The organism is Streptomyces sp. NPDC054770 (assembly GCF_053611985.1).
On record NZ_JBSHBL010000094.1, the window covers coordinates 1 to 24156 of the forward strand.

Consider the following 24156-nt stretch of genomic DNA (forward strand, 5'->3'; position numbering starts at 1 on the left):
GGCGCCACTGAGGCCGGGGTCCTGGACGAGGACCTCGCCGAAGGCATCCGCCCCGATGAGGGCCGACCGGGCTGCCGGCCGGCCCTCGACGACCCGGCCCGGCCCGTCGAGGGCCCCGCCCGGCTCAGGCGTTCGGGTCGAAGGAGATCCCGGACGGCATGGAGTACCCCAGGTTGGCGTTGAACGAGCCGTCCTTGATCTTGATGGTGGCGTCGCCGAAGTCCGCGTTCATCAGCTTGTCGCGGTAGCCCGCCGGGTAGCCGTCCCAGCCCACCAGACGCGGGTAGAACCAGCCGCCGGTCACGTTCTCCGGCGGCTCGTCGTTGGAGTTGGCGAAGCGGAAGTCGTGGGTGGACACGCCGTCCTTGTGGTACACGATCTTCGGGTGGGTGCCGTCGAACCGGATCGCCGAGGCGGCCGCCACCTGGTAGCTGCTGTGCTGGGACACCGAGACGTACTGCACCTGGTTGTTCTGGATCCACACGATGACGTGTTCCCAGTCGTGCCGGTGCCCGATGGCCAGCGGCCCGAGCGTCGCCTGGTCCTTCTCGAAGTAGCTGGCGTACATCACCGCGCACCAGCCGTTGTTGCACTTCTCGCGGGAGTACGTGTTGGCGTTGGCCAGCTGCGCGTAGTCGTGGCAGTGGCCGTTGACGTCACCGCCGAGCGCCAGACCGGGGTTGATGGTGCCGTCGGCGCCGATGGCCGCGGTGGCGTAGCAGCCGTCGCCGTCGTAGTCGTAGGCCGGGGAGAACGTCTGCTCCAGACCGTCGGCGTTCTGCGGCAGCAGCGTCAGGACGTCGGCGTGCGCCGTGGCGGGCACCGCGACGACCAGCGCGAGCGCCCCGAGGGCGGCGGCGAGGGCCTTGCGCAACGGCCGTCTGCGGGTGGGGGGTTGCAGGTCGGGCATGTCGACTCCATGTCTGTTGAAGGCGAAGCGGAGTCTGACAGTCAGCCCGGACCGGCGACCACCCTTACGACTTAACTTTGACCCAAAGACAATTGAACAGCAGCTTCAACATCCGTGCTGTCAGAGGCTGTTGACCTGCTGTGAGTCACCCGGATGCGGTTGCCGCGCGAGTCCCCCGACGCCAGGCTTCTCGTCTGTTCGTCCCCCCACCGCCCGAAAGGGAACCCCCGTGAGCGACACAGACATGCCCTCCGCCCCGCTGAACCGGCGCGGCTTCCTCGGCGCCGCCGCCGCGGCCGGACTCCTCGGCACGCTGGCCACCCCGGCCGCGGCGAAGACCTCCGCCGCCACCGTGATATCCACGGAGTCGGGCCAGGTCACCGGAGTCCAGGGCAGCCTGCGCGGCGTCACCGTCTACAAGGGCATCCCGTACGCCGACACCACCGCGGGCGCCAACCGCTGGCGCCCGCCGCAGCCCGCCCCCTCCTGGACCGGCGTCCGCGCCGCCGACTCCTGGGGCCCCGCCTGCCCGCAGCCGGTCACCGGCATCCTCAGCGACCAGCTCCCCGAATTCGGTGAGGACTGCCTGAACCTCAACATCTGGACGTCGGCCACCGGCTCGGGGGACGGCCGCCCCGTCCTCGTCTGGCTGTACGGCGGCGACCGGGCCCTGTGGTCGGGCCAGGAGATCTACAACGGCTCGCTGCTCGCCTCCAAGGGCGTGGTCGTCGTGACCCTCGATCACCGGGTCGGCCCGCTCGGCGGTCTCGCCCACCCCGAGCTGACCGCCGAGTCCGGGTACGGCGGCTCCGGCAACTGGGGGATCCAGGACGTCGTCGCGGCGCTGGAGTGGGTCCAGCGGAACATCGGCGCGTTCGGCGGCGACCCGGACCGGGTCACCCTGGCGGGCTGGGCACAGGGCGCGTCCGTCGTGAACATCCTGCTCGCGTCCCGGCGCGCCAGGGGCCTCTACCACCGCGCACTGCTCTCCTCGGGGGTCCGGTACACGAAGGACCCCGGACTCGCCCAGGGCCCCGGGCACTACCGGACCCTCGCCGACGCCGAGGCCGACGGCACCGCCTTCGCCGACCGGGCGGGCGCCGCCGATCTCGCGGGCCTGCGCGCACTGGACGCCGACGACCTCGTCTCCCGGGCGGCCGCCGACACCACCGCCGACTTCGGTCATGTCCTCGACGGATACGTCCTGCCCGACACCTACACCGCCGTGCTGAAAGCCTGCGCCGAGACCGACGTGCCCGTCCTGACCGGCGTCTGCAAGGACGCCAACGGCGCCTCGCCCGACCTGAAGCTGACGCTCGACGCGTTCAAGGCGTACGCCCGCTCCGCGTTCGGCCCGCTGGGGCTGGCGGACACCTTCCTGGGCCTGTACCCGGCGGACAGCGACACGACGGCCGCCCAGCAGTACAGCGCCTACGCCCGCGACGAGGAACGCGTCTCCGCATTCCTGTGGGCGACCCAGTTCAAGGACACCGCCGCCAATTCCAGCGCCGTGCACACCTACTTCTGGACCCGCGTCCCGCCCGGGTACGACGACACCAACCCGGTCATCGGCACCGACGCGACCGGCGCCTTCCAGGGCTCCGACGTCTACTACCTGCTCGGCTACCTCTACAACACCGGCCGCCCCTGGACCGCCAAGGACTACGACATCGCCGACACCACCGCCTCCTACGTCGCCCGCTTCGCCGCCACCGGCGACCCGAACGGCAACTCCCTCACCAACTGGCCCGCCCTCGCCACCGACACCCCGCGCACCATGGAACTCGGCGCGGATTTCGGCACCCTCGCGGTGGCCGACAGCGACGCCAAGCTCGCCTTCCTGACGACGTACCTGCAGTCGCAGACCACGGAGTACTGAGGCCCGCTACGCCCGCGCGGAGTCGTGGCCGCGGATGCCGTGGTGCTGACGGCGGTGCACGCTCGGGGTGCGGTGCAGGGCGATCAGGGCCGCGTCGTCGCCGAGGTGACCGCCGGCGTGCACCAGCAGATCGCGCCGGACGTGGTGGATCAGCGCCTCGGGAGACGCGTCGGTCCACTGCGCCACCCGGGTCGCCAGCGGATAGAACCGGCGCCGGGTGTCCCGCGCCTCGACGACCCCGTCGGTGTACAGCAGCAGGGTGTCGCCCGGCTCGAAGGAGAACACGTCCACCGTGTGTTCCGTGGCCCGGGTGCCGTGCACGCCCAGCGGCGGCGACGGATGCAGGCTCGGGACGGTGACCGCGTGCCCGGGGCTCAGCAGCAGGGGCGGCGGATGGCCGCAGCTGGTCATCCGGGTCACCGGGTCCAGGTCCGGGATCTCGATCAGCAGGGCGGTCGCGAACCGCTCGCCCGCCTCCTCCGGCGAGTCCCGGTCCGCCGCGTACCGGGTCACGCTCTGCTCCAGGAGGACGGCCAGCTCCGGCAGGGGGATGTCCCGGTGGGCGGACTCCCGGAAGGCCCCGAGCAGCAGCGCCGCCTCGCCGATCGCGGCCAGCCCCTTGCCCCGGACATCGCCGATCAGCACCCGGACCTGGCCGTCGGAGCGGGTGACCGCGTACAGATCGCCGCCGATCTGCGCCTCGTCCTCGGCGGCCAGGTACAGCGAGGCGATCCGCAGCGGGCCGATCTGCTCGGGCAGCGGCCACATCAGCACGTGCTGGGCGGCCTCGGCGACCGAGCGGACCTGGGCCAGCTGGGCACGGCGCCGGTCGCGGACCGCGCAGTAGAACACGATGATCACCGAAAGTATCGACAGCGTCACCAGCTGCACGATGTGGTTCGCGCTGACGAGCCCGCCGTGGAACACGGCGATCACCACCTGGGCGGCCACCGCCAGCGCGCCCACCAGCGCGGTCGTACGGGGGCCGGCGAACGACGGGGTGAGCGCGGGCGCGATGACCAGGGTGGGACCCAGGTGCACGTCCGGGGGCGAGTCGATGGCCGCCACCGTGATCAGCACGATGAGCAGCACCGGGAGCAGCAGCAGTACGTGTGAGGACTGCCACGACTGCCCCAGCCGCGCGACGCTCCACCGGCTCCCCATGCCTACCAGCGTGCGTCACCGCTCCCCGCCCGGCCACCGCGAACCGGCGGAGCCCTACAGGTCCACGGAACGCATCCCGGCCTCGTCGTAGCGCTCGCCCGCCGCCCGGGGCACCTCGGCCTCGATCCGGGCCAGGTCGTCCTTGGTCAGCTCGACGTCGACCGCCCCCGCGTTCTGCTCCAGGTAGGTGCGGCGCTTGGTGCCCGGGATCGGGACGATGCCGTCGCCCTGCGCCAGCACCCAGGCGAGGGCCAGCTGCGCCGGGGTCACGTCCTTCTCGGCGGCGATCTCCTTCACCTTGTCGGCCAGCCGCAGGTTCGCCTCCAGGTTGTCCCCGGTGAAGCGGGGACCGGTGCGGCGCCAGTCGTTCGCGTCCAGGTCGTCGGGGGAGGAGAACCGGCCGGCGAGGAAGCCGCGGCCCAGCGGCGAGTAGGGGACGAACCCGATGCCCAGCTCCCGGCAGGCCGGCAGCACGCCGTCCTCCGGGTCGCGCGACCACAGCGAGTACTCGCTCTGCACGGCCGTGACCGGGTGGACCGCGTGGGCCCGCCGGATCGTCTCGGGACCGGCCTCGCTCAGCCCGATGTACCGCACCTTGCCCTCGGCGACCAGCTCGCCCAGCGCGCCGACGGTCTCCTCGATCGGCACGTTCGGGTCGACGCGGTGCTGGTAGTACAGGTCGATGTGGTCGGTGCCCAGGCGTTCCAGCGAGCCGTGCACCGAGCTGCGGACGTGCTCGGCCGAGCCGTCCTGCGGGCCGATGCTGCTCATGTCGCCGGGCACGGCGTGGTCCATGCGGTAGTTGAACTTGGTGGCGATCACGTACTCGTCCCGGTGCCCCCGGATCGCCTCGCCCACGAGCGACTCGTTGGTGAGCGGTCCGTAGAGCTGCGCGGTGTCGAGGAAGGTGATGCCGAGTTCCCGCGCGCGGTGGATGGTCCGCAGCCCCTCGTCCTGGTCGGCGGTCCCGTAGAAGGCGGACATGCCCATGCAGCCGAGGCCGATGGCGGAAACCGACAGATCTCCCAGATTGCGCTGTTGCATGTGACTCCCAGCCTTTCCCGCTGACTCGTTCTCCTCATGGACGCTACGACTTCAAGAGCACTCGAAGTCAAACGCGCGCCGCCGATCCGGTAGACGTAGACCCGGAACCCGTACCCGCCTGTGCCCGTACCCGCGCCCGTCGCCGAGCCGCCCGTGGAGGCCGCATGCTGCTGCGTCAGCTCGAATACCTCGTCGCGCTCGCCCGGGAGCGCCACTTCGGCCGGGCGGCCGCCGCCTGCCATGTCTCGCAGCCGTCACTGTCCGCCGCCATCCGCCGGCTCGAACACGAACTCGGAGTGCCGATCGTGCGCCGGGGCCGCCGCTACGAGGGCCTGACCCCCGAGGGCGAGGTCGTACTGGCCTGGGCGCACCGCATCCTCGCCGAGGGCGACGCGCTCCGCCAGGAACTGTCGGCCCTGCGGGACGGCCTCACCGGCACCCTGCGCCTGGGCATCGTCCCCACCGCCGTCCCCGTCGCCTCGCTCCTCACCGGCCCCTTCTGCGACCGGCATCCGCACGCCCGGGTGGCCATGGAGTCCCTGTCGTCCGCCGACATAAGGCGCGGCCTCGCCGGGTTCGAACTCGACGCGGCCATGACCTACCTGGACGACGACGAACTGCGCCAGGTCCGCCGCTTCCCGCTCTACGAGGAGCGGTACGTCCTGCTCACCCCGGTCGGCGGCCCCCTCGGGGAGGCCGTCACGGCCACCTGGTTGCAGGCCGCCGCCCTCCCGCTGTGCCTGCTCGGGCAGCGGATGCGCAACCGGCGGATCATCGACGAGTGCTTCGCCGCCGACGGGGCGGCCCCCGTCCCGGCGATCGAGTCCGACAGCGTGGCCGGGCTGTACGCCCACCTCCCGGGCGGCCGCTGGTCCAGCGTGATCTCGCACGCCTGGCTGCACATGTTCGGCGTCCCGGAGGGCATGCGCGTGGTCCCGCTGGAGGGCCCCGCCCACGGCCCCCGGGTCGGACTCGTCGTCGCCCGCAGCGAACCCCAGTCCGTGCTCGCCCGGGCCCTGGTGAAGGTCGCCCGGGAGGCCGGCCTCAGGGACGCCCTCGACAGCCGGCTGCACGCCGTCCTGGACGGCCGCGGCTGATGATAGGAGCGGGCTATCACGGGATAGCGACGTTCGTTTTGACCTGCGCAGTTGCCCCCGAGGATCGTGGAATGCGCCATCCGCAACGGAGTTGAGGAGCCGCCATCATGGCCAAGGTGCTCTGCGTCCTGTACGACGACCCGACCGACGGATACCCGAAGAGCTACGCCCGCGACGACATCCCCGTCATCGACCACTACCCGGGCGGCCAGACCACCCCGACCCCCGAGGCGATCGACTTCACCCCCGGCCACCTGCTGGGGAGTGTCTCGGGCGAACTCGGCCTGCGCACCTTCCTGGAGAAGGCCGGCCACACCCTCGTCGTCACCTCCGACAAGGACGGCGCGGGCTCGGTCTTCGACCGCGAGCTGGCCGACGCGGACGTCGTCATCTCGCAGCCGTTCTGGCCGGCGTACCTGACCCCCGAGCGCATCGCCGCCGCGAAGAACCTGAAGCTCGCCGTCACCGCAGGCATCGGTTCCGACCACGTCGACCTCGACGCCGCCATCGCGCACGGGGTGACGGTCGCCGAGGTGACGTACTGCAACAGCATCAGCGTCGCCGAGCACGTGGTGATGATGATCCTGGGGCTGGTCCGCAACTACCTGCCCTCGCACCAGGTGGTGCTCGACGGCGGCTGGAACATCGCCGACTGCGTGAGCCGGTCCTACGACCTGGAGGGCATGCACGTCGGGACCGTCGCCGCCGGCCGGATCGGGCTCGCGGTGCTGCGCCGCCTCGCGCCCTTCGACGTGAAGCTGCACTACACCGACCGGACCCGGCTGCCCGAGTCCGTCGAGCGCGAGCTGAACCTGACCTTTCACGAGAGCGCGGCCGCCATGGCCCCGCACTGCGACGTCGTCACCGTCAACGCGCCCCTGCACCCGGAAACCGAGGGACTGTTCGGCGAAGAGCTGCTGGGCAGGATGAAGCGCGGCGCCTATCTCATCAACACCGCCCGGGCCCTGATCGTCGACCGGGACGCCGTCGACCGGGCGCTGCGCAGCGGCCGGCTGGCCGGTTACGCGGGCGACGTCTGGTACCCGCAGCCCGCGCCCGCCGACCACCCCTGGCGCACCATGCCGCACCAGGGGATGACCCCGCACATCTCCGGCTCCTCGCTCTCCGCGCAGGCCCGCTACGCGGCCGGCACCCGGGAGATCCTGGAGCACTGGCTCGCCGGCCGGCCGATCCGCGACGAGTACCTGATCGTCGACGGCGGCCGGCTGGCCGGCACGGGAGCCAGGTCGTACTCCGTGCACACCCGCTGACGGTTACGGGTTGAGCTTCACCGGCAGCTCGAAGAGGTCGTTCTGGGTGACCACCGGCTTGTTGCGCAGCTCCGACGCCGGTACCGCCAGCTCCAGGCCGGGGAAGCGGTCGTAGAGCGCGGGCAGCGCCACGCCCGCCTCCAGGCGGGAGAGCGCCGCACCCGGGCAGACGTGCGGGCCGTGCCCGAAGGAGATGTGCCGGTTCGCCGACTCCCGGGCGACGTCGAACTCCCCGGCGCTCGGCCCGTGCGCGTTCTCGTCACGGCCTATCGCGGCGTACGACACGATCAGCGCGTCGCCCGCCGGGAGCACCTTGTCGCCGACCGGCACGTCCTCGGTGGCGAACCGGATCAGCACATGCGAGGTCGGGGTGGACCAGCGCAGGGTCTCCTCGACCACCGCCGACCAGTCCACCTCGCCGGAGAGCACCCTGGCGCGCTGGTCGGGGTGGGTGGAGAGGTTGACCACCGCGTTGACGATCAGGGAGATCGTGGTCTCGTGCCCGGCCGCCACCATCAGCTGGAGGGTGGAGACGATCTCCTCGTCGGTGAGGTGGTCGCCGTCCTCGGAGGCCATGATCAGCGCACTGGTGAGGTCGTCGCCGGGCTCGGCCCGCTTGGCGGCGACCGTCGCCGCCATGATCCCCGCCAGCTCGGTCAGGGTCGCGATGACCTCCGCGGGCGGGGTCTGGGTGGAGAAGAACTTCTCGAACAGCACCTTCAGGCGGGGCAGTTCGGCCTCGTCGATGCCCATCAGGTCGGCGACCACGAACATGGGCAGCGGGTAGGCGAAGGCCGCCTTGAGGTCGACGCTCTCCTCGTCCGCCGGGAGCCCGTCGAGCAGGTCCTGGGTGAGCTTCTCGATCCGCTCCCGCATCTGCTCCACCCGGCGCGGGGTGAGCGCCTGCGCGACCAGCGTGCGCATCCTGCGGTGGTCGGTGCCGTCCACGGTGAGCATCGAACGGCCGGGATTGGCCAGGCCGATCAGCGGCCAGTCCGGCGCGATCTCCCCGCGCTGCCAGGCCCCCCACACGTTGATGTCCTTGACCAGCCGCGGGTCGGTGAGCAGCGCCTTGGCCTCGGCATGGCGCGTGACGGCCCAGACGGGCACCCCGCCGGGCAGCTCCACGGCCGCGAGCGGACCGGCGGCGCGCAGCCGTGCGCTCTCGCCCTCGAGGTCGGTGACGAAGGGGTCGAGGGCGATCCGGGATTCTTCGGTACCGGTCGTCATCGTGACGTGCCTCCCAGGGCAGGGTCGGGTAACTGCGCCATGCGGTGTGCTGCGCCTGTCTCTCGATGTGGAGGTGCGGACGTGCGGAGGTGCGGACGTGCGGAGGTGCGGACGTGCGGATCAGAGAGTGGGTACGGGCGTGAACCTGACGGGCAGTTCACTCAGTCCGCGCAGCCACGGCGAGGGCCGCCGGGTGAGCGACTCGGCCGGGACCGCCAGGTCGATGTCCGGGAGCCGGTCGAGGACGACCTCGATGCCGGTCCGGGCGACCACCTCGGCGACCTCCTGGGCGGGGAACGGGCAGCGGTGCTCGCCGTGCCCGAAGGAGAAGTGCGCGTTGTTGCCGCCGGTCAGCGCGGAGGCGTCGGTGCGCACCTGCGGATCGGAGTTGGCGCCCTGCAGGCCGAGGATCAGCAGGTCACCGGCGCGGATCCGGCGGCCGCCCAGCTGGGTGTCGCGGGAGGCCCAGCGGCCGGCGATGTTCTGGCTGGGGGTGTCCTCCCACAGCACCTCGTTCATCGCCTCGGCGACACTGTTGCGGCCGCCGAACAGCGAGGCCGCGAACCGCTCGTCGGTGAGCATCAGGCGCAGCGAGTTGCCGATCCAGTCGGCGGTCGGCTGGTGCCCGGCCGCCATCATGACCATCAGGTCCTGCATGATCTCTTCGTCGGTGAACCCGCTCTTGTCCTGGAGCATCCGCGACACCACGTCGTCGGCCGGGTCCGCCTTCCGGTCGGCCAGCAACTGCGCCATGGACGAGGCCAGATGCTGCTGCCCGGCGATCGCCCGCTCACGCCCGTCGATCATGTCGTTGAGCGCGGTGACCAGGCCGGGACCCTCCTCGTCGGGGAAGCCGTACAGCCGCGCGAGGACCCGCACCGGCAGCAGCGTCGCGTACTGGCCGATCAGGTCGGCCTCGCCGCTGGTGCACAGCCCGTCGATCAGCTCGTCCGCGAACCGCTCGGCGTGGCCGCGCAGTTCGAACGGGTCGACCGCCTCCAGCGCGTCACTGATCATCCCGGCCCGCTCGCGGTGCCGCTCGCCGACGGTGTAGAGGATCGACGGCTGCTTGCGGCCGATCATCGGCAGCAGCGGCCAGTCGTCGGGGATCGTGTCCCACTGGTTCCACAGCTCCGAGTCCCGGCTGAACAGCACCGGGTCCCCGGTCACCTGGTGCAGCTCGCGATAGCCGACCACCAGCCAGGCGGGCACGTCCCCGTCGAGCACGACGGGGGTGACGGCGCCGTGGTCGCGCCGCATCTCGCGGTACAGACGCGCCGGTTCGGTCTGGAACCGGGGGCCGCCGAGCGGCACGGCTTCGGGACTCACACGAACTCCTGTCGGGGCAGGTCCACCGGTGCGGACGGGCCGGCGTACCGGTTCTTGACGTGCTGCACGAGCGTGATCAGCACCTGCTTGCCGGACTCCCGGGAGCGGGCGTCGCAGTCGACCAGCGGGACGTTCGGGTCCAGGTCGAGGGCGTGCCGGACGTCCTGGGGCGGGTGCACGGGGCCGCCGAAGTGGTTGCAGGCCACGATGAACGGCGTACCGTGCTTCTCCAGCCGGTCGATGGCGTACCAGGAGTCGTCGATCCGCCGGGTGTCGACGAGCACGACCGCGCCGAGGGTGCCGGAGAACAGCCGGTCCCACAGGAACCAGAACCGCTCCTGGCCCGGCGCCCCGAACAGGTACAGCACGTTGCGGGCGTCCAGGGTGATCCGGCCGAAGTCGAAGGCGACGGTGGTGGCGGACTTGCCGCGCACCTCCCGGATGTCGTCGACCGCCTCGCCGGCCTGGGTCATCGTCTCCTCGGTGTTGAGGGGACGGATCTCGCTGACCGAGCGGACCAGGGTGGTCTTGCCGACGCCGAAGCCGCCCACGACCACGATCTTGAAACCGTTGTCGGCGGAGGCACCCAACGGGGTGCGCGCGTCAGAGGTTGCGGAGTCCAACGAGCACCTGCTCCAGGATGTCGGGGTCGGTGATGGCCGGCCGGTAGGGATGGCGGGCGCTGACCCGGCCGGCTGCCTGCAGGTCGCACAGCAGCACCTTGGTGATGCTCACCGGCAGCTTCAGCTCCGCGGCGAGCTCCACCACCGAGGTCGGGAACTCGGCCAGGCGCAGGATCGCCGCGTGCTCCGACTGCATGCCGGGCGTCGGCGCCGACTCCGCGACGACCAGGGTGACCAGGTCGAAGGGGCTGTCGGGGCCGGAGCTGCTGCGGCCGCCGGTGATGGTGTACAGGCGGTCGGGCGCGTCGTCCCTGCCCGGGCGGCTCATGACGTGCGGGGCTGCGCGGTCAGGTGTTCGCCGAGCTGCTCGACCAGTTCGCTCATGTTGTGTCCGACCAGCCCGGGGTCCGCGTCCTCGCTGGTCACCACGGCCAGGTGGGCGCCCTCGCCGGCCTCCACGATGAACAGCACGCCCCCGTAGAACTCGGTCATCGCCGACCGTACGCCGCCGCTGCCGTCGCCGAACTCGACGGACGCCCCGTGCGACAGCGACTGGATGCCGGCGGCGATCGCGGCGAGCTGGTCGGCCTGGTCGACGGAGAGCTCCGGGGTACGGCAGAGCTTCAGTCCGTCGCGGGAGAGCACCAGGGCGTGCCGCGCGCCGGGGGTGCGCTCAAGGAGGCCCTCGATGAGCCAGGTGAGCTTGTCGTCGGCGGTGGTCCTGCCGGTCATGAAGTGGTGTCGCCTTCCGGGTACGCGTGCGGGTGGGACGTGGGTTCTGCACCGGCCTCCGGGTGGGACGCGGGGACCGGGTCGTGTACGGGGGCGGGGGTGTACGGGGCCGCTTCCTCGGCCGCTGCGGACGGCTCGGCCGAGGTGCCGGCCGCGTCGGGCGCGGACGGCCGGACGGCCTGCCGGAAGCTGTTGAAGCGGGCGGCGCGGACCTGGGCGTCCGCGGCGCCGGGCGCGGGGCGCGGCTCCGCGGGCTGGGGCGCCGACCGGCGCTCGGCCTCGGCGAGGGTCCGGCCACGGCGCCGCCTGGGCAGCCCGGTGGGCCCTTCCTCGTCCTCGTCCGGCTCGGCGGACTCGTGCACGGGTACGGGGTCCGCGGCGGCCGGCTCCGGCTCGGCGGGCTCCGGCTCCTTCGCGAGTACGGGCTCGTCGGCGACCGGGCGGGTCAGCAGGTCCTGCGGGACCAGCATCAGCACCCCGGTGCCGCCGCGCGCCGACGGCCGGAACGACACCTTCAGGCCGTGCTTGCGGGCCAGCCGGCCCACCACCCCGAGCCCGAGCCGGGTACCGGTGAGACCGCCCAGCTCGGTGCTGTCACCGGCGACCGCCCGCTCGGCGCGGCGCAGCTGCACATCGCCCATCACCAGTCCGCTGTCCTCCACGGACACGATGACCCCGGCCGGCACCTCCTCCACGTACACGTGGACCTCGGCCGTGGGGGGCGAGAAGTTCGCCGCGTTGTCGAGGAGTTCGGCCAGCGCGTGCATGACACCCTCGGCGGCGTGGCCGGCGACGGCCGTCTCGCTCACCGAGTGCACCCGCACCCGGCGATAGCCGCTGATACGGCCCATCGCGCCGCGCAGGATCGATTCCATGCTGATCGGACGCGCCCAGCGGCGGCCGGAACGGGCCCCGGTCAGCACGGCGATGGAGTCGGCGAGCCGGCCCGCCTGGGCCGTGCGGTGGTCGAGGTGCAGCAGGTCGGCGAGCACGTCCTCGTCGGTGTGCCGGTCCTCCATGGCCCGCAGGTCGGCGAGGGTGGCGGTGGCGAGGGCCTGCATCCGCCCGGCCGCGTTGCCGGCGGCGGCGATCGCGACGGCCCGTTCCCGCAAGGCGCGCTCCAGTTCGGTGGCGAGCCGGGCGTTCTCCTGCCGGTACCAGTCCGCCTCCTGGCCGCTGTCCTGGTGGATCCGCGCCCGCTCCTGCTCGAACGACTCGGCGAACTCACTGCGCTGCTGCGCCAGTTCGTCGATCAGCCGCTGCTGCTCCTGGCGCGCGTCCTCGGTGGTCCGGGCCTGCTGCTGGAGCAGCCGTCCGATGTCCTGGCTCACCCCCTCCAGCCGCCGCCGGGCGCCGCGCGCGGCCCGCGCCGAGTGCACGGCCCAGGTCACCGCCGTGCACAGCAGCAGCGCGGCAGCGCTCGCGCCGAGGGCGAGGGGCGTGCGTACCGACGTCGGCGCGGCGGTCACCGCGGCGACGACCACGAGGGCCGACACCACGGCGGTCAGCACGAAGGCCGGAACGAGGGTGCGAAGGGAAGGTCGGTCGCCGGGATGCGTGGGCGCGGTCATCTGTCCGGTCTGGTCCTCGGAGCGGGTAGGGATGTCTGTCCGGTGAAGGAGTTGTGACGCTCGGTGCTGAACTGGGCGTCACTATAGGGGAGTCCGTGATCGAAACAGAACGGTTCCGGTCTCATTGCTGAAAACCGGCTACGGGAAAGGCGGCTTGCTGTGTTCCGACTGTGAGCGATCTTATGCGGTTCCCTGCTCGAAGGTGTCCGCCACCACCGCGGCGGCCGCCCTGACCAGCGCGGAGTCGGCCTCGGCGGCGGCCTCGGCATGGGTGGAGAGGACGGCGACGACGACCGGCGCACGGCCCGGCGGCCGGGCGACCGCGACATCGTTGGCGGTGCCGTACCCGCCCGTTCCGGTTTTGTCGCCGACCGTCCAGTCGCCGGGCAGCCCGGCGCGGATCCGTTCCCCGCCGGTGGTGTTGGCGAGCAGCCAGCCGGTGAGCCGCCGCCGGTCGGCGCCGTCCAGGGCGTGCCCGACGGTCAGCCGCGCATAGGTCGTCGCGATGGCCAGCGGAGTGGTGGTGTCGGTGATCCGCCCGGGCTCCGCCGAGTTCAGGTCCGGCTCCCACCGGTCCAGGCGCGTCACCCGGTCCCCGAGCGAAAGGCACAGTCGCGTCACCGCCACCGGCCCCTCCAGTTGCTCCAGCAACAGGTTCGCCGCGGTGTTGTCGCTGTACGAGATCGCCGCCGCGCACAACGCCTCGACGGTCATTCCGGCGGCGAGGTTCTCGGGCCTTCCGGTGACCGGAGCACCGCCCGCCCGCTCGACATCGCCCTCGTCGTAGTGCACGACCTCGGTCAGCACGGACTCGTCGAGGTCGCGCAGGACGGCGGCGACCGCGAGCGTCTTGAACACCGAGCACATCGCGAAGCGTTCGCGGGACCGGTACCCGAGCCGGGCCCCCGAGCCGGTGTCCCAGGCGAACACACCCAGCCGGGCCCGGTGTTCGCGTTCCAGGGCGCGCAGTCTCGCGGTCGCCTCCGGGGCCGGCGGCCCGGCCACCGCCGCACCGAGAGCGGTGGTCAGCACCATCCGGCGCGAAGGTTTCCGCATTACCGCTCCTTTACCGGGACGACAGTGAGGGGGACGCGATTGCGGCCGCGCGGGTTCAGCCGTGGACGGGTGATAAATCCGACGCCGATATCCGACCAGTCGTAGCTCCCGCATCGTCGCAAATGATCCAAACGTCTATACGATGACGCGTGGAACGGCCCGGGCGCGGAGAACCTCTTGGGGGGCGCAGGCCGACGGCGGCGGCGGTGTCGATGGGGGCGATGCCTTTCATGGCAGGCGACTGGAGCTCGGTGGCCGCGCGGGCGGTCCGCTTCGTGCGGCGGACGCTGCGCGACGAATGGCACGCGATCGTGGTGGAGCCGGTACGACAGCTGGTACGGCGCGGGTTGTCCGGGCTCGTGCTGGCGTTCGTGGCCGCGTTCGGCGTCATCTTCTTCCACGGCATCGCCCAGCACCCCTTCGGCAGAAGGCTGGTGTGGCACCTCGGCGGCGTCACCGCCGACCTCCCGCTGTGGCTCTCCCTGCTGCGCACCCCGGTGTCGCTCTACGTCCCGGCGCTCGACCTGCCGGTCTGGGCCGGCATCACCCAGCTCTTCCTCGCCTTCGCGCTCGCCGAACTCACCCTCGGCCGCGGCCGAACCCTCGCCGTCGCCTACCTCACCACCCTCGCCGGCACCATGACCGCCCGGGTGATGGTCGCGCTGGGCCCCGGCTGGTGGGGTTTCGGCCTGCCCCCCGAGGTCGGCCGGATCCTCGACACGGGGCCGTCCGCCGCCGTGGTGGGCCTCTTCACCTATCTGGCGGTCGTCCGGCGCGCCCCCGTCGTCTTCACCCTCACCGGCGGCTCGATGGTCTGGGAGTCCATCGCCGTACCGAACCTCGCCGGCCGCGAGCACCTGATCGCCGTGGGCTCGGCCGTCGTCCTCGCCCTGCTGCACGGCCACCGCCTGCCGCTCCTCGGCCGCCTCGCCGCCCGCCCGGCCGACCGGCTGGGCACCACACCGTCGCCGCCCCGGTCCGGCCCACCGGTACCCCGGCCGGGCCCACCGCGCCACCCTGTACCGTCCTTCCGGCTGCCCTGAGACTCCCCAACCCTCCCGGCTTCCCCGAAACCCCATACGTCACGCGGCCGACCCGCCGAACTGCTCAGCAACGTCAATGTGATGGTTTTCGCACTTCAGCAGGTCCGGCCAACCCCTAATGTTGCGCGGGCTACGGCAGGGCGCGGCTGACACCATGGTGTTCGTCGCCGGCAGGCTGAAGGGATCCAGGGATGTTCCGCAAGGTGCTGGTCGCCAACCGTGGAGAGATCGCCATCCGCGCTTTCCGCGCGGGCTATGAGCTGGGTGCGCGCACGGTCGCCGTGTTCCCGCACGAGGACCGCAACTCACTGCACCGGCTGAAGGCCGACGAGGCCTACGAGATCGGGGAACCCGGGCATCCGGTGCGGGCCTATCTGTCCGTCGAGGAGATCGTGGGCGCGGCCCGGCGGGCCGGGGCCGACGCCGTCTACCCGGGCTACGGCTTCCTGTCCGAGAACCCCGAACTCGCCCGTGCCTGCGAGGAGGCGGGCATCACCTTCGTCGGGCCCAGCGCCCAGACACTGGAACTGACGGGCAACAAGGCCCGCGCGGTGGCCGCCGCCCGCGCGGCCGGCGTACCGGTGCTCGGCTCCTCCCAGCCCTCCAACGACATCGACGAACTGGTCCGCGCCGCCGACGAGATCGGCTTCCCGGTGTTCGTGAAGGCCGTCGCCGGCGGCGGTGGCCGCGGCATGCGCCGGGTCGAGGACCCGGCCGCGCTGCGGGAGTCCATCGAGCAGGCATCCCGGGAGGCGGCCTCCGCGTTCGGCGACCCGACCGTCTTCCTGGAGAAGGCCGTCATCGATCCGCGCCACATCGAGGTGCAGATCCTCGCCGACGGCGAGGGCAACGTCATTCACCTCTTCGAGCGGGACTGCTCGCTGCAGCGCCGCCACCAGAAGGTCATCGAGCTGGCCCCCGCGCCCAACCTCGATCCCGAGCTGCGCGACCGGATCTGTGCCGACGCGGTCCGCTTCGCCCGCGAGATCGGCTACCGCAACGCCGGCACCGTCGAGTTCCTCCTCGACCCGAACGGCAACCACGTCTTCATCGAGATGAACCCGCGCATCCAGGTCGAGCACACGGTCACCGAGGAGGTCACCGACGTCGACCTGGTCCAGGCCCAGATGCGCATCGCCTCCGGCGAGACCCTCGCCGACCTCGGCCTCTCCCAGGAGACGGTGAAGCTGCACGGCGCGGCCCTCCAGTGCCGTATCACCACCGAGGACCCCGCCAACGGCTTCCGCCCCGACACCGGCCGCATCAGCGCCTACCGTTCCCCGGGCGGCTCCGGTATCCGCCTCGACGGCGGCACCACTCACGCGGGTACGGAGATCAGCGCCCACTTCGACTCGATGCTGGTGAAGCTCACCTGCCGGGGCCGGGACTTCAAGGCCGCCATCGGCCGGGCCCGGCGTGCCGTCGCCGAGTTCCGCATCCGCGGTGTCGCCACCAACATCCCCTTCCTCCAGGCGGTCCTGGACGACCCGGACTTCCAGGCCGGGCGGATCACCACGTCGTTCATCGAGCAGCGCCCGCACCTGCTCACCGCCCGCTCCTCCGCCGACCGCGGCACCAAGCTGCTCACCTTCCTGGCCGACGTCACCGTCAACAAGCCGCACGGCGAGCGCCCCCACCTGATCGAGTCGACCACCAAGCTGCCCCCGCTGCCGGACGGCGAACCGCCCGCGGGCTCGCGCCAGCGGCTGGTCGAGCTCGGCCCCGAGGGCTTCGCCCGGTGGCTGCGAGAGTCGCCCACCATCGGCATCACCGACACCACCTTCCGCGACGCCCACCAGTCCCTGCTCGCCACCCGCGTGCGCACCAAGGACCTCCTCGCCGTCGCCCCGGTCGTCGCCCGCACCCTGCCCGAACTCCTCTCCCTGGAGTGCTGGGGCGGCGCCACCTACGACGTGGCGCTGCGCTTCCTCGCCGAGGACCCCTGGGAGCGCCTCGCCGCCCTGCGCGAGGCCGTCCCCAACATCTGCCTCCAGATGCTGCTGCGTGGCCGCAACACCGTCGGCTACACCCCGTACCCGACCGAGGTGACCGACTCCTTCGTCCACGAGGCCGCCGCCACCGGCATCGACATCTTCCGCATCTTCGACGCCCTCAACGACGTCGGCCAGATGCGCCCCGCCATCCAGGCCGTACGCGAGACGGGCACCGCGATCGCCGAGGTCGCCCTCTGCTACACCGCCGACCTCTCCAACCCCGACGAGCGCCTCTACACCCTCGACTACTACCTGCGGCTCGCCGAGCAGATCGTCGAGGCGGGCGCGCACATCCTGGCCGTCAAGGACATGGCGGGCCTGCTGCGCGCCCCGGCCGCCGCGAAGCTGGTCTCGGCCCTGCGCAGCGAGTTCGACCTCCCGGTCCACCTGCACACCCACGACACCGCGGGCGGCCAGCTGGCCACCTACCTCGCCGCGATCCAGGCGGGCGCGGACGCGGTGGACGGCGCGGTGGCCTCCATGGCCGGTACGACCTCGCAGCCCTCGCTGTCGGCGATCGTGGCCGCGACCGACTACTCGGAGCGGCCCACCGGGCTCGACCTGCGGGCGATCGAGGACCTGGAGCCGTACTGGGAGAGCGTCCGCAAGGTCTACGCCCCCTTCGAGGCCGGCCTCGCCTCGCCGACCGGCCGCGTCTACCACCACGAGATCCCCGGCGGCCAGCTCTCCAACCTGCGCACCCAGGCCGTCGCGCTGGGTCTCGGGGACCGCTTCGAGGAGATCGAGGCGATGTACGAGGCCGCCGACCGCATCCTGGGCCGGCTGGTCAAGGTCACCCCGTCCTCCAAGGTGGTCGGCGACCTCGCCCTGCACCTGGTCGGCGCCGGGGTCCGGCCGGTGGACTTCGAGGCGACCCCCGACAAGTTCGACATCCCGGACTCGGTCATCGGCTTCCTGCGCGGCGAGCTGGGCACCCCGCCCGGCGGCTGGCCCGAGCCGTTCCGCACCAAGGCCCTCCAGGGCCGCGCCGCCGCCAAGCCGGCCCCCGAGCTGACCGCCGAGGACCGCGAGGGCCTCGCCAAGGAACCCCGTACGACCCTCAACCGGCTGCTGTTCCCGGCCCCGACCCGCGAGTTCGAGACCCACCGCCAGACGTACGGCGACACCAGCGTCCTGGACAGCAAGGACTTCTTCTACGGCCTGCGCCCGGGCAAGGAGTACTCGGTCGACCTGGAGCCCGGCGTCCGGCTGCTCATCGAGCTCCAGGCCGTCGGCGAGGCCGACGAACGCGGTATGCGCACGGTGATGTCGAGCCTCAACGGACAGCTGCGGCCGATCCAGATCCGCGACCGGGCGGCGGCCTCCGACATCCCGGCCACCGAAAAGGCCGACCGATCCAACCCCGGCCATGTCGCGGCCCCGTTCGCCGGGGTCGTCACCCTCGCGGTGGAGGAGGGCACGGAGGTCGAGGCGGGCGCCACGGTGGCCACCATCGAGGCCATGAAGATGGAGGCCACCATCACCGCCCCGAAGGCCGGCCGGATCTCCCGGCTCGCCATCAACCGCATCCAGCAGGTGGAGGGCGGCGACCTGCTGGTCCAGATCGCCTGAGGCCGGACGGCCGCCGGAGGCGGGGGAGGGCCGGCCGGACCCGGCCCTCCCCGGCTACGAGCGGGAGAAGTGCGCGCCCAGCCGGGCCTTGAGCAGGTTCGGGTCGCGCTGGGTGAAGTAGGCGGCGCTCACCACGAACACGTCGCGGCCGCTCACCGCCAGCGAGGTCGGGTTGGACAGCCCCTCCTGCACGGACAGGACGCCGCTGTGGGTGCCGTCCGGATCGACCAGCGCGACCTCGTTGGACGGGTTCAGCGCGGCGAGCACCAGGTCCGAGTGGCCGGGGAAGACGAAGTCGTCGGCCCCGGTGAGGCCGGTCGCGCGCGTCTGGGCCGCCCCTGCCGAGCCGTCCGCGCCGACCGGGATGCGCAGCAGGGTGCCCCGGTCGGTGTTGGTCACCCACACCGCGTCCTTGTGGACCTTGATCCCGTTCGCGCCGAAGCCGGTGCCCGACGGGAGCCCGCTGAGCGCGGTGCCGGTGGCCCAGGCCGTGGGCGTGCCGCCCGACCGCGGGACGCGCCACACCGTGCCCAGCGCCGAGTCGGCGACGTAGAGCACCCCGTGTTTCTCGTCGAGGGCCAGGCCGTTGGGCAGGCCGTTCGCCGGCAGCTTGGCGATCTGTACGGGCGTGCCGCCGCCCGCCGGGATGCGCCAGACGCCGGTCCTGCCGGTGCCGGTGGCGTAGTTGACGTACAGCGTGCCGTCGTGCGCGCGGGCCAGGCCGTGCGTGACCGCGCTGCTGACCAGGGGCGTGCGGGGGTTGTCCACGACGGGCAGGGTCGCGAGGACCCGGACCCGGCGCTCCCGGGTGACCTTGACGACCTGCCGGGCGAACGCGAAGGACACATCGACCGCGCCGCCCTGCTCGGCGACGACGCTCTCGGGCGTCTGCCCCCGCGCCAGGTCGAAATGGGCGACGGTGTGCGGACGGGAGAGGACCGGCTCGTCGCTCGCGGCCGGAACCGCCGCGAGCAGGCCGATCGCGACCGCGGCCGGGGCGGCGACGGCCCGGAAAGGGAATCGGGGCATGTGACCTCTTTCGACGGGAGCACAGCGCTCCGGCGTATCGGTCACACCAACATGACGCCCCGCCGTCCCCTGGCCGCGGCAGCCGTGGCCGCGACGTCGCCCGCCCGGCGCACGGCGTGGCCCCGCATGCCGCGCAGCCGGGTGACGGCCCCGCTCAGTTCCACATCGGGTAGCTCATGACCTGCGTGTATCCCTCCGGCCTGGCGCCGGAGTAGGTCAGGTTCATCCGCGTGAAGTGCTGCACGTTCGGGTGCTTCGTCCAGGCCGTCGGGCGGTCGAGCCGTACGGTCACCGGGTACTTGTGGAACTTGCCGGCCGCGCAGTACGGCTTGCAGTCGTTCACCGCGTTCACGCCCTGGGCGACCGCCGTGTTGTCGTTCCACTGGGTCCAGTGCATGCCGGTGAGGATGCTGTTGCCGTCGCCGCACGCCAGCAAGAAGTCGGTCGGCCTGAACCGCTGGTGCCAGAGGCAGTCGACGAGCACCGGGTGCTGGACCGCCGCCCGTGACGCGGGCGGGGTCGGCGGCGCCGCGGAGGCCGTGGTCATGCCTGCCGTGAGCAGCAGGGCCGCCCCGAGTCCGATCGCCGTTCCCACCACTGGACTGCGCATGGTCGCTCCCGCCCGTTCGGCCGTACATGTTCCCTTCGACGCTACGACCGTCCCGCGAGATGTACCACTTGCGGCGTATTCGCCAGTCCGTTCTCGTCGTAGTCGCCGGTGGAGCGGGAGCCGATCTGGGTGATCAGGCCGAGCGCCAGGAAGACCCAGATCAGGACCTTCGCGGCGGTGTCCAGGACCAGGGGACGGGTGGCGGAGCCGGCCTCCTCCCCGGTCTTCTCCCAGGCCTCCTTCCCGGCGTCCGGCTGGTCGCCGAGGAGTCCCTTCGGGTAGACGGGCGACAGCATGCTGGTGTAGGCGCCGAACCGCATCCGGTAGCGGGCGACCGCCGCGGTCGCCCCGAAGACCGGGCCCGGCAGCCGGCCCAGCACGATCGTGATGATCCAGAAGATCCAGCCGATCACGAACCAGCCGGTCGCCGCGAGGTTCGCGATGATCGCCGCCGGGATCATCAGGATCAGCCGGAAAAGGACCGCGAACCGGTTCAGGGTGGTGGGCCGCAGTTCGATCCGCACCGGGTAGTCGGGCGCGGTGAGGGCGAACGGCGGATACCGGTCCACCAGGAGCAGGGAGCTGGCCGCGATCCGGGTCTCGTAGGCCAGGTACTTGCCCAGGAACGAGGCGATCGGGTCGGGCAGCCGGCCCAGGACGAGTGCCGCGAACCAGCCGGCCACCGTCACGAAGAACGCCGCGATGCCCAGGACGCAGAGCACGACGTACTGCGGGACCAGCAGCAGCCAGCGCAGCAGCACCGTCCAGCGGCGCTGCGGCCCGGGCGCCGGGATGTCCAGCGCGGGCCGCCATTCGGCGCCGTCCGCCGTGACGGGAGGACGAGGTCCCCAGCTCTGAGTCATCAGTCCTCCCGTCGTCCGGCTGCGGTGCGGATGGCATCACCAGCGTGCGGCGGAACGGCGGCCCCCGCCAGGCCGGACCAGTCGAACTCAGCCGTGTGTGACGGTCAGGCCGTAGAACGCGACCCGAGCGCCGTTGGTCGTGCTGTCGGAGGACGACTGGTTGTACGAGCCCGCCTTGAAGTACTGCTTGTACTGGTTGAAGGAGGACGGAATGGCGTAGTGGGTCGTAGTGCCGTTGACGGTCAGGTTGATGGTGTTCCCGCCGGAGACGGCGATGGTGTACGTCCAGGTCTTGCCGACCGACACGTTGCCCACGGTGTGCGTGGTCTGGCCGCCGTCCGGGGAGTTCTCGGTGCCGAGGACGATGTCGCCGTTGGAGTGGTAGTACAGCTCCACCAGCGGCTTGGTGGACGAGCCGCCGGTGCCGAGGTGGATCTGGCCCACGCACACGTTCTTGGTCACCGAGACCACCCGCAGGGTCGCGCTCAGCTTGTGGCTGCCGCTCAGCGACCAGTTGGCGGCGCTGCCGTCCCGGTTCATCTCGCGCAGTTCGGAGCGGGCGTAGTTCGAGTTCGGGGTCGTGACGCCCTTCTCGGGCGCCCAGAAGGTCATCGCGCCGTCGCGGGTGTCGGTGTAGAAGTACGCGTCCTGGTAGCCGTTGGCACCCTGCAGCCGGGACGAGGAGATGGTGGTCGGCGAGCCGGGGGAGCCGACCGGCTCCTGGAGCTGCCATACGGACAGGTCGAAGTTGCCGCCGGGCGCGACGTTCGGGTTCGCCGCGTCCGCGCTGCCGCCGAACAGCACGGTGAGGGCGAGGGCGAGGCCCGCGGCGGTCGGTGCCGCGAGCAGCCGGGAACGGTTCACGTGGGGGGTCCTTTCGTCAGGAGGCTGCGTCCAGAGTCCCTATCGTGTTCATGTATATGAACCCTGGACGCATCCATAACCGTCGATGACCCGTGAAGCTAAAGGTCCGAACCAATCCCGTCAAGAGGTTCAGCAGGCTCCCTCGTCCTGCCAGGGACCCCACTGGGAGGCGCCGGGCACCTCGTTCTGGGTCCACCACTTCGCCTGCCAGTTGTGGCTGTTGTACGAGACCTCGTTCCCGGCGGTGTACACCGCCGTCGCACTCCAGGCGGTCTTGCACGAGGTGGGAGTGGGTGTCGGGGTGGGTGTCGGGGTGGGCGTGGTGGTCGGCGGGGTGACCCCGGCGAACTTCACCGAGTACTTGGCGAAGTCCCAGGCGCCCTGCGCCACGCTGGAGCAGGTCCCGGACGTGGCGCCGTTGTTGTCGACCGGGCTGCACTGGCGGTCGCGGTTCAGGGACCAGAACGTGAACCGGTCCATGTTGTGGCTCGTCGCGTAGTCGAGGACGGTCTGGAAGTCGGCCTGGGTGAAGTACTCGCCGGTGTCGCTGCGGCCGTTCATCCCGGAGAAGCCCTCGTGGGCGTAGGCGGTCGCCTGGTCCCACCCGAAGGTGGACTGGAGGATCGAGTTGAAGTTGGTGAGCGCGCTGGTCTGCGAGGCCGCCCCGCTGAAACCGCCGTCGAACGGCATGATGGAGAAGTTGTTCGGCGTGAACCCCTCGGACTTCGCCTCCAGCAGCATCTGCTTGCCGAACCAGCCGGTCCCGTCCGCCGTACCGGGCGTCGTCACGGACACGTACAGGCCCGGGTTGTTCTGCTGGAGGATCTTCGCGGCGCCGATCTCGTTCTTGATCGCCGCGGTGTTCTCGTACTCCGGCTCCTCCAGGTCGAAGTCGATCGCGTGCAGCCCGTACTTGGTGATGACCTGCTGGTAGGCGGCGGCGGTGGAGGCCGCGTCCGCGCAGGTCTGGCCCAGCTTGGTGCCGCCGTAGCCGCCGATCGAGATCGAGACGTCGCCGCCCTTGGCGCGGATGGTGTTGATCACCGACTGGACGGCGGTGTCGGAGGAGACCGCCGCCGTGCCGCCCCAGGTGGGAGAGCAGCCGCCGCCGTTGGGGGCCAGGACGAACGCCAGCTGGAAGGCCTTGAGGCCGGTGGCGTCCATGATCGCGGCCGCGTCCGGCGGGTTGTTGTCCAGCGGCATCAGGTAGGGGGCGGCCGCGTACCACCGGTTGCTCAGTGCGGTGGTCGCGCCCGAGGCGTCGCTCGCGACGAGCGCGGTGGTGCCGGCGGCGGCGAGGGTGACGGCGACCGCCGCGCCCAGACATGCGCGAAGGGGTCTCACTGGTGCCTCCAAGGGGGGCCGGGGAGGTGGGGTGGGTCCCAGCTTCCGGAGATGTCGCGGTCACGTCAATGAATTGGACTGGACCAAAGCTCACTTTGGACTAGACCATACGATTTCTTTACCTGGGGTGGCGGAGTAGTTCCAGCGTCCCGAACCGCACCTTCACCCCGGGCGACCAGAGCACGCTGACCGGCGGCCCGGGCGGTGCGGGCAGGCCTGCCGCTGCGACCAACTCGTCGTCCAGATCGAGGAGTTCGGCCCGGTGCAGCGGCCAGGTCGGATGCTCGTTCGGCAGGTGCGCGGTGCGGCCGTGCCAGGTCACGTGCAGCCCCCAGCGCGCGGTCAGGAAGTGCTCCAGCGGCGAGGGCGCGCCGATCGGCGCGCCGATCCGTACGACCGCCCGGCTCGAGGCCGCCAGGCGCCGCCGCCGGCAGGTGTAGGTGATCACATCACCCTCGCGGCGCAGCCGCATCGCGGACCAGACGTAGGGCAGCCGGAACCCCAGCCGGCCCGCCAGCACCGGGAGCAGCCGGGTCGCGTCCAGCGATCTGAACACCACCCCGCGCCGGCCGTGTCCGTCCACCGAGTACAGCCGTACGTTCGTCTCGCAGAAGGTGCCCAGGTACGGCAGCCCCGGACCCGGCCCGAAGCCCGTGCCCCGCATCAGGAACGGGACGAGGCCGACGTAGGTGACCCCGTCCAGGGTGTCCGGACGGGTGCCGGCGGGCAGCAGCCCCGCCACCCGCTCCGGCTCCACCGGCCAGTGCAGAAAGGTCAGTTGATGCCAGCCCTGCACCATCGTCGGCCACCGTACGGGCCGCGGGGTGGACGGGGTTGTGGGCTCGGTCGCCACGGTCTCCATGGCACAGGTTGATAGCACGCCAGTGCGAGCCGACGGGGCCGAACCGTCCACAGCTGAGGTGGCTGGACC

21 protein-coding genes are annotated in these 24156 nt (G+C 71.7%); 5 read left to right on the forward strand and 16 right to left on the reverse strand.

Annotation, left to right across the window (positions count from 1 at the left end; translation table 11 throughout):
* Positions 1–124: 124 nt before the first annotated feature.
* A complete protein-coding gene (locus ACWGKQ_RS44815; RefSeq protein ID WP_453297837.1) occupies positions 125–910 on the reverse strand; it encodes an NPP1 family protein in 786 nt (261 codons plus the stop codon).
* Between the two features lie 229 nt (positions 911–1139).
* On the opposite strand from ACWGKQ_RS44815, the gene ACWGKQ_RS44820 reads away from it, so the two are divergent.
* Positions 1140–2789 carry a carboxylesterase/lipase family protein gene (locus ACWGKQ_RS44820; protein WP_453297838.1) on the forward strand — a complete coding sequence of 550 codons (1650 nt, stop codon included), beginning with the start codon at positions 1140–1142 and terminating at the stop codon, positions 2787–2789.
* A gap of 6 nt (positions 2790–2795) precedes the next feature.
* Here the strand turns inward: ACWGKQ_RS44820 and ACWGKQ_RS44825 are convergent, their stop codons facing one another.
* Complete coding sequence (locus ACWGKQ_RS44825; RefSeq protein ID WP_453297839.1) at positions 2796–3953, reverse strand: PP2C family protein-serine/threonine phosphatase; 1158 nt, start codon at positions 3951–3953, stop codon at positions 2796–2798.
* A gap of 54 nt (positions 3954–4007) precedes the next feature.
* Positions 4008–4997: an aldo/keto reductase gene (locus tag ACWGKQ_RS44830; protein WP_453297840.1), complete on the reverse strand. Its 990-nt coding sequence runs from the start codon at positions 4995–4997 to the stop codon at positions 4008–4010.
* A 164-nt stretch (positions 4998–5161) separates the two neighbouring features.
* Here ACWGKQ_RS44830 and ACWGKQ_RS44835 point away from each other — a divergent pair, with 164 nt between their 5' ends.
* A complete protein-coding gene (locus ACWGKQ_RS44835; RefSeq protein WP_453297841.1) occupies positions 5162–6094 on the forward strand; it encodes a LysR family transcriptional regulator in 933 nt (310 codons plus the stop codon).
* Between the two features lie 107 nt (positions 6095–6201).
* Positions 6202–7365: an NAD-dependent formate dehydrogenase gene (locus ACWGKQ_RS44840; RefSeq protein WP_453297842.1), complete on the forward strand. Its 1164-nt coding sequence runs from the start codon at positions 6202–6204 to the stop codon at positions 7363–7365.
* A gap of 3 nt (positions 7366–7368) precedes the next feature.
* On the opposite strand, the gene ACWGKQ_RS44845 is transcribed toward ACWGKQ_RS44840, so the two are convergent.
* The 7 genes from ACWGKQ_RS44845 to bla form a co-directional block, all read right to left on the reverse strand.
* Entirely contained in the window at positions 7369–8595 is a 1227-nt protein-coding gene (locus ACWGKQ_RS44845; protein ID WP_453297843.1) for a cytochrome P450 family protein, read from the reverse strand.
* Between the two features lie 120 nt (positions 8596–8715).
* A complete protein-coding gene (locus tag ACWGKQ_RS44850; RefSeq protein ID WP_453297844.1) occupies positions 8716–9924 on the reverse strand; it encodes a cytochrome P450 in 1209 nt (402 codons plus the stop codon).
* A complete protein-coding gene (locus ACWGKQ_RS44855; protein WP_453297845.1) occupies positions 9921–10547 on the reverse strand; it encodes a GTP-binding protein in 627 nt (208 codons plus the stop codon). Before ACWGKQ_RS44855 ends, ACWGKQ_RS44850 begins: the two co-directional genes overlap by 4 nt.
* Positions 10528–10875, reverse strand: coding sequence for a DUF742 domain-containing protein (locus ACWGKQ_RS44860; protein ID WP_453297846.1), 348 nt, complete (start codon positions 10873–10875; stop codon positions 10528–10530). Before ACWGKQ_RS44860 ends, ACWGKQ_RS44855 begins: the two co-directional genes overlap by 20 nt.
* Positions 10872–11279 (reverse strand): roadblock/LC7 domain-containing protein, encoded by a 408-nt coding sequence (locus tag ACWGKQ_RS44865; protein WP_123979438.1) that lies wholly within the window; start codon positions 11277–11279, stop codon positions 10872–10874. Before ACWGKQ_RS44865 ends, ACWGKQ_RS44860 begins: the two co-directional genes overlap by 4 nt.
* Positions 11276–12850 carry an ATP-binding protein gene (locus ACWGKQ_RS44870; RefSeq protein ID WP_453297847.1) on the reverse strand — a complete coding sequence of 525 codons (1575 nt, stop codon included), beginning with the start codon at positions 12848–12850 and terminating at the stop codon, positions 11276–11278. The genes ACWGKQ_RS44865 and ACWGKQ_RS44870 overlap by 4 nt, the downstream gene beginning before the upstream one ends.
* A 180-nt stretch (positions 12851–13030) precedes the next feature.
* Positions 13031–13906, reverse strand: a complete 876-nt coding sequence (gene bla, locus ACWGKQ_RS44875; protein WP_453297848.1) for a class A beta-lactamase — start codon at positions 13904–13906, stop codon at positions 13031–13033.
* Positions 13907–14127: 221 nt separating this feature from the next.
* Here bla and ACWGKQ_RS44880 point away from each other — a divergent pair, with 221 nt between their 5' ends.
* Both ACWGKQ_RS44880 and ACWGKQ_RS44885 read left to right on the forward strand, forming a co-directional pair.
* On the forward strand, positions 14128–14949 hold the full coding sequence (locus tag ACWGKQ_RS44880; RefSeq protein ID WP_453297849.1) for a hypothetical protein: 822 nt from the start codon (positions 14128–14130) through the stop codon (positions 14947–14949).
* Between the two features lie 191 nt (positions 14950–15140).
* On the forward strand, positions 15141–18515 hold the full coding sequence (locus tag ACWGKQ_RS44885) for a pyruvate carboxylase (RefSeq protein WP_453297850.1): 3375 nt from the start codon (positions 15141–15143) through the stop codon (positions 18513–18515).
* Between the two features lie 54 nt (positions 18516–18569).
* Here ACWGKQ_RS44885 and ACWGKQ_RS44890 read toward each other — a convergent pair whose 3' ends face one another.
* The 6 genes from ACWGKQ_RS44890 to ACWGKQ_RS44915 all read right to left on the reverse strand — a co-directional run bounded on the left by ACWGKQ_RS44890 (position 18570) and on the right by ACWGKQ_RS44915 (position 24087).
* A complete protein-coding gene (locus ACWGKQ_RS44890) occupies positions 18570–19544 on the reverse strand; it encodes an SMP-30/gluconolactonase/LRE family protein (protein ID WP_453297851.1) in 975 nt (324 codons plus the stop codon).
* Positions 19545–19698: 154 nt separating this feature from the next.
* On the reverse strand, positions 19699–20154 hold the full coding sequence (locus ACWGKQ_RS44895) for a hypothetical protein (RefSeq protein WP_453297852.1): 456 nt from the start codon (positions 20152–20154) through the stop codon (positions 19699–19701).
* A 41-nt stretch (positions 20155–20195) separates the two neighbouring features.
* Positions 20196–21020, reverse strand: a complete 825-nt coding sequence (locus ACWGKQ_RS44900; RefSeq protein WP_453297867.1) for a DUF4389 domain-containing protein — start codon at positions 21018–21020, stop codon at positions 20196–20198.
* 84 nt (positions 21021–21104) lie between these two features.
* Positions 21105–21881, reverse strand: a complete 777-nt coding sequence (locus tag ACWGKQ_RS44905; RefSeq protein ID WP_453297853.1) for a polysaccharide lyase family 7 protein — start codon at positions 21879–21881, stop codon at positions 21105–21107.
* A gap of 129 nt (positions 21882–22010) precedes the next feature.
* Entirely contained in the window at positions 22011–23225 is a 1215-nt protein-coding gene (locus ACWGKQ_RS44910) for a carbohydrate-binding protein (RefSeq protein ID WP_453297854.1), read from the reverse strand.
* 118 nt (positions 23226–23343) lie between these two features.
* Positions 23344–24087 carry a YqjF family protein gene (locus ACWGKQ_RS44915; RefSeq protein WP_453297855.1) on the reverse strand — a complete coding sequence of 248 codons (744 nt, stop codon included), beginning with the start codon at positions 24085–24087 and terminating at the stop codon, positions 23344–23346.
* Between the last annotated feature and the right edge of the window lie 69 nt (positions 24088–24156).

Coding starts and splice junctions, on each gene's coding strand:
- ACWGKQ_RS44815 (WP_453297837.1), bottom strand. CDS start 910: ATGCCCGACCTGCAACCCCCCACCCGCAGACGGCCGTTGCGCAAGGCC.
- ACWGKQ_RS44825 (WP_453297839.1), bottom strand. CDS start 3,953: ATGGGGAGCCGGTGGAGCGTCGCGCGGCTGGGGCAGTCGTGGCAGTCC.
- ACWGKQ_RS44830 (WP_453297840.1), bottom strand. CDS start 4,997: ATGCAACAGCGCAATCTGGGAGATCTGTCGGTTTCCGCCATCGGCCTC.
- ACWGKQ_RS44835 (WP_453297841.1), top strand. CDS start 5,162: ATGCTGCTGCGTCAGCTCGAATACCTCGTCGCGCTCGCCCGGGAGCGC.
- ACWGKQ_RS44840 (WP_453297842.1), top strand. CDS start 6,202: ATGGCCAAGGTGCTCTGCGTCCTGTACGACGACCCGACCGACGGATAC.
- ACWGKQ_RS44845 (WP_453297843.1), bottom strand. CDS start 8,595: ATGACGACCGGTACCGAAGAATCCCGGATCGCCCTCGACCCCTTCGTC.
- ACWGKQ_RS44860 (WP_453297846.1), bottom strand. CDS start 10,875: ATGAGCCGCCCGGGCAGGGACGACGCGCCCGACCGCCTGTACACCATC.
- ACWGKQ_RS44865 (WP_123979438.1), bottom strand. CDS start 11,279: ATGACCGGCAGGACCACCGCCGACGACAAGCTCACCTGGCTCATCGAG.
- ACWGKQ_RS44870 (WP_453297847.1), bottom strand. CDS start 12,850: ATGACCGCGCCCACGCATCCCGGCGACCGACCTTCCCTTCGCACCCTC.
- bla (WP_453297848.1), bottom strand. CDS start 13,906: ATGCGGAAACCTTCGCGCCGGATGGTGCTGACCACCGCTCTCGGTGCG.
- ACWGKQ_RS44880 (WP_453297849.1), top strand. CDS start 14,128: ATGCCTTTCATGGCAGGCGACTGGAGCTCGGTGGCCGCGCGGGCGGTC.
- ACWGKQ_RS44885 (WP_453297850.1), top strand. CDS start 15,141: ATGTTCCGCAAGGTGCTGGTCGCCAACCGTGGAGAGATCGCCATCCGC.
- ACWGKQ_RS44890 (WP_453297851.1), bottom strand. CDS start 19,544: ATGCCCCGATTCCCTTTCCGGGCCGTCGCCGCCCCGGCCGCGGTCGCG.
- ACWGKQ_RS44895 (WP_453297852.1), bottom strand. CDS start 20,154: ATGCGCAGTCCAGTGGTGGGAACGGCGATCGGACTCGGGGCGGCCCTG.
- ACWGKQ_RS44915 (WP_453297855.1), bottom strand. CDS start 24,087: ATGGAGACCGTGGCGACCGAGCCCACAACCCCGTCCACCCCGCGGCCC.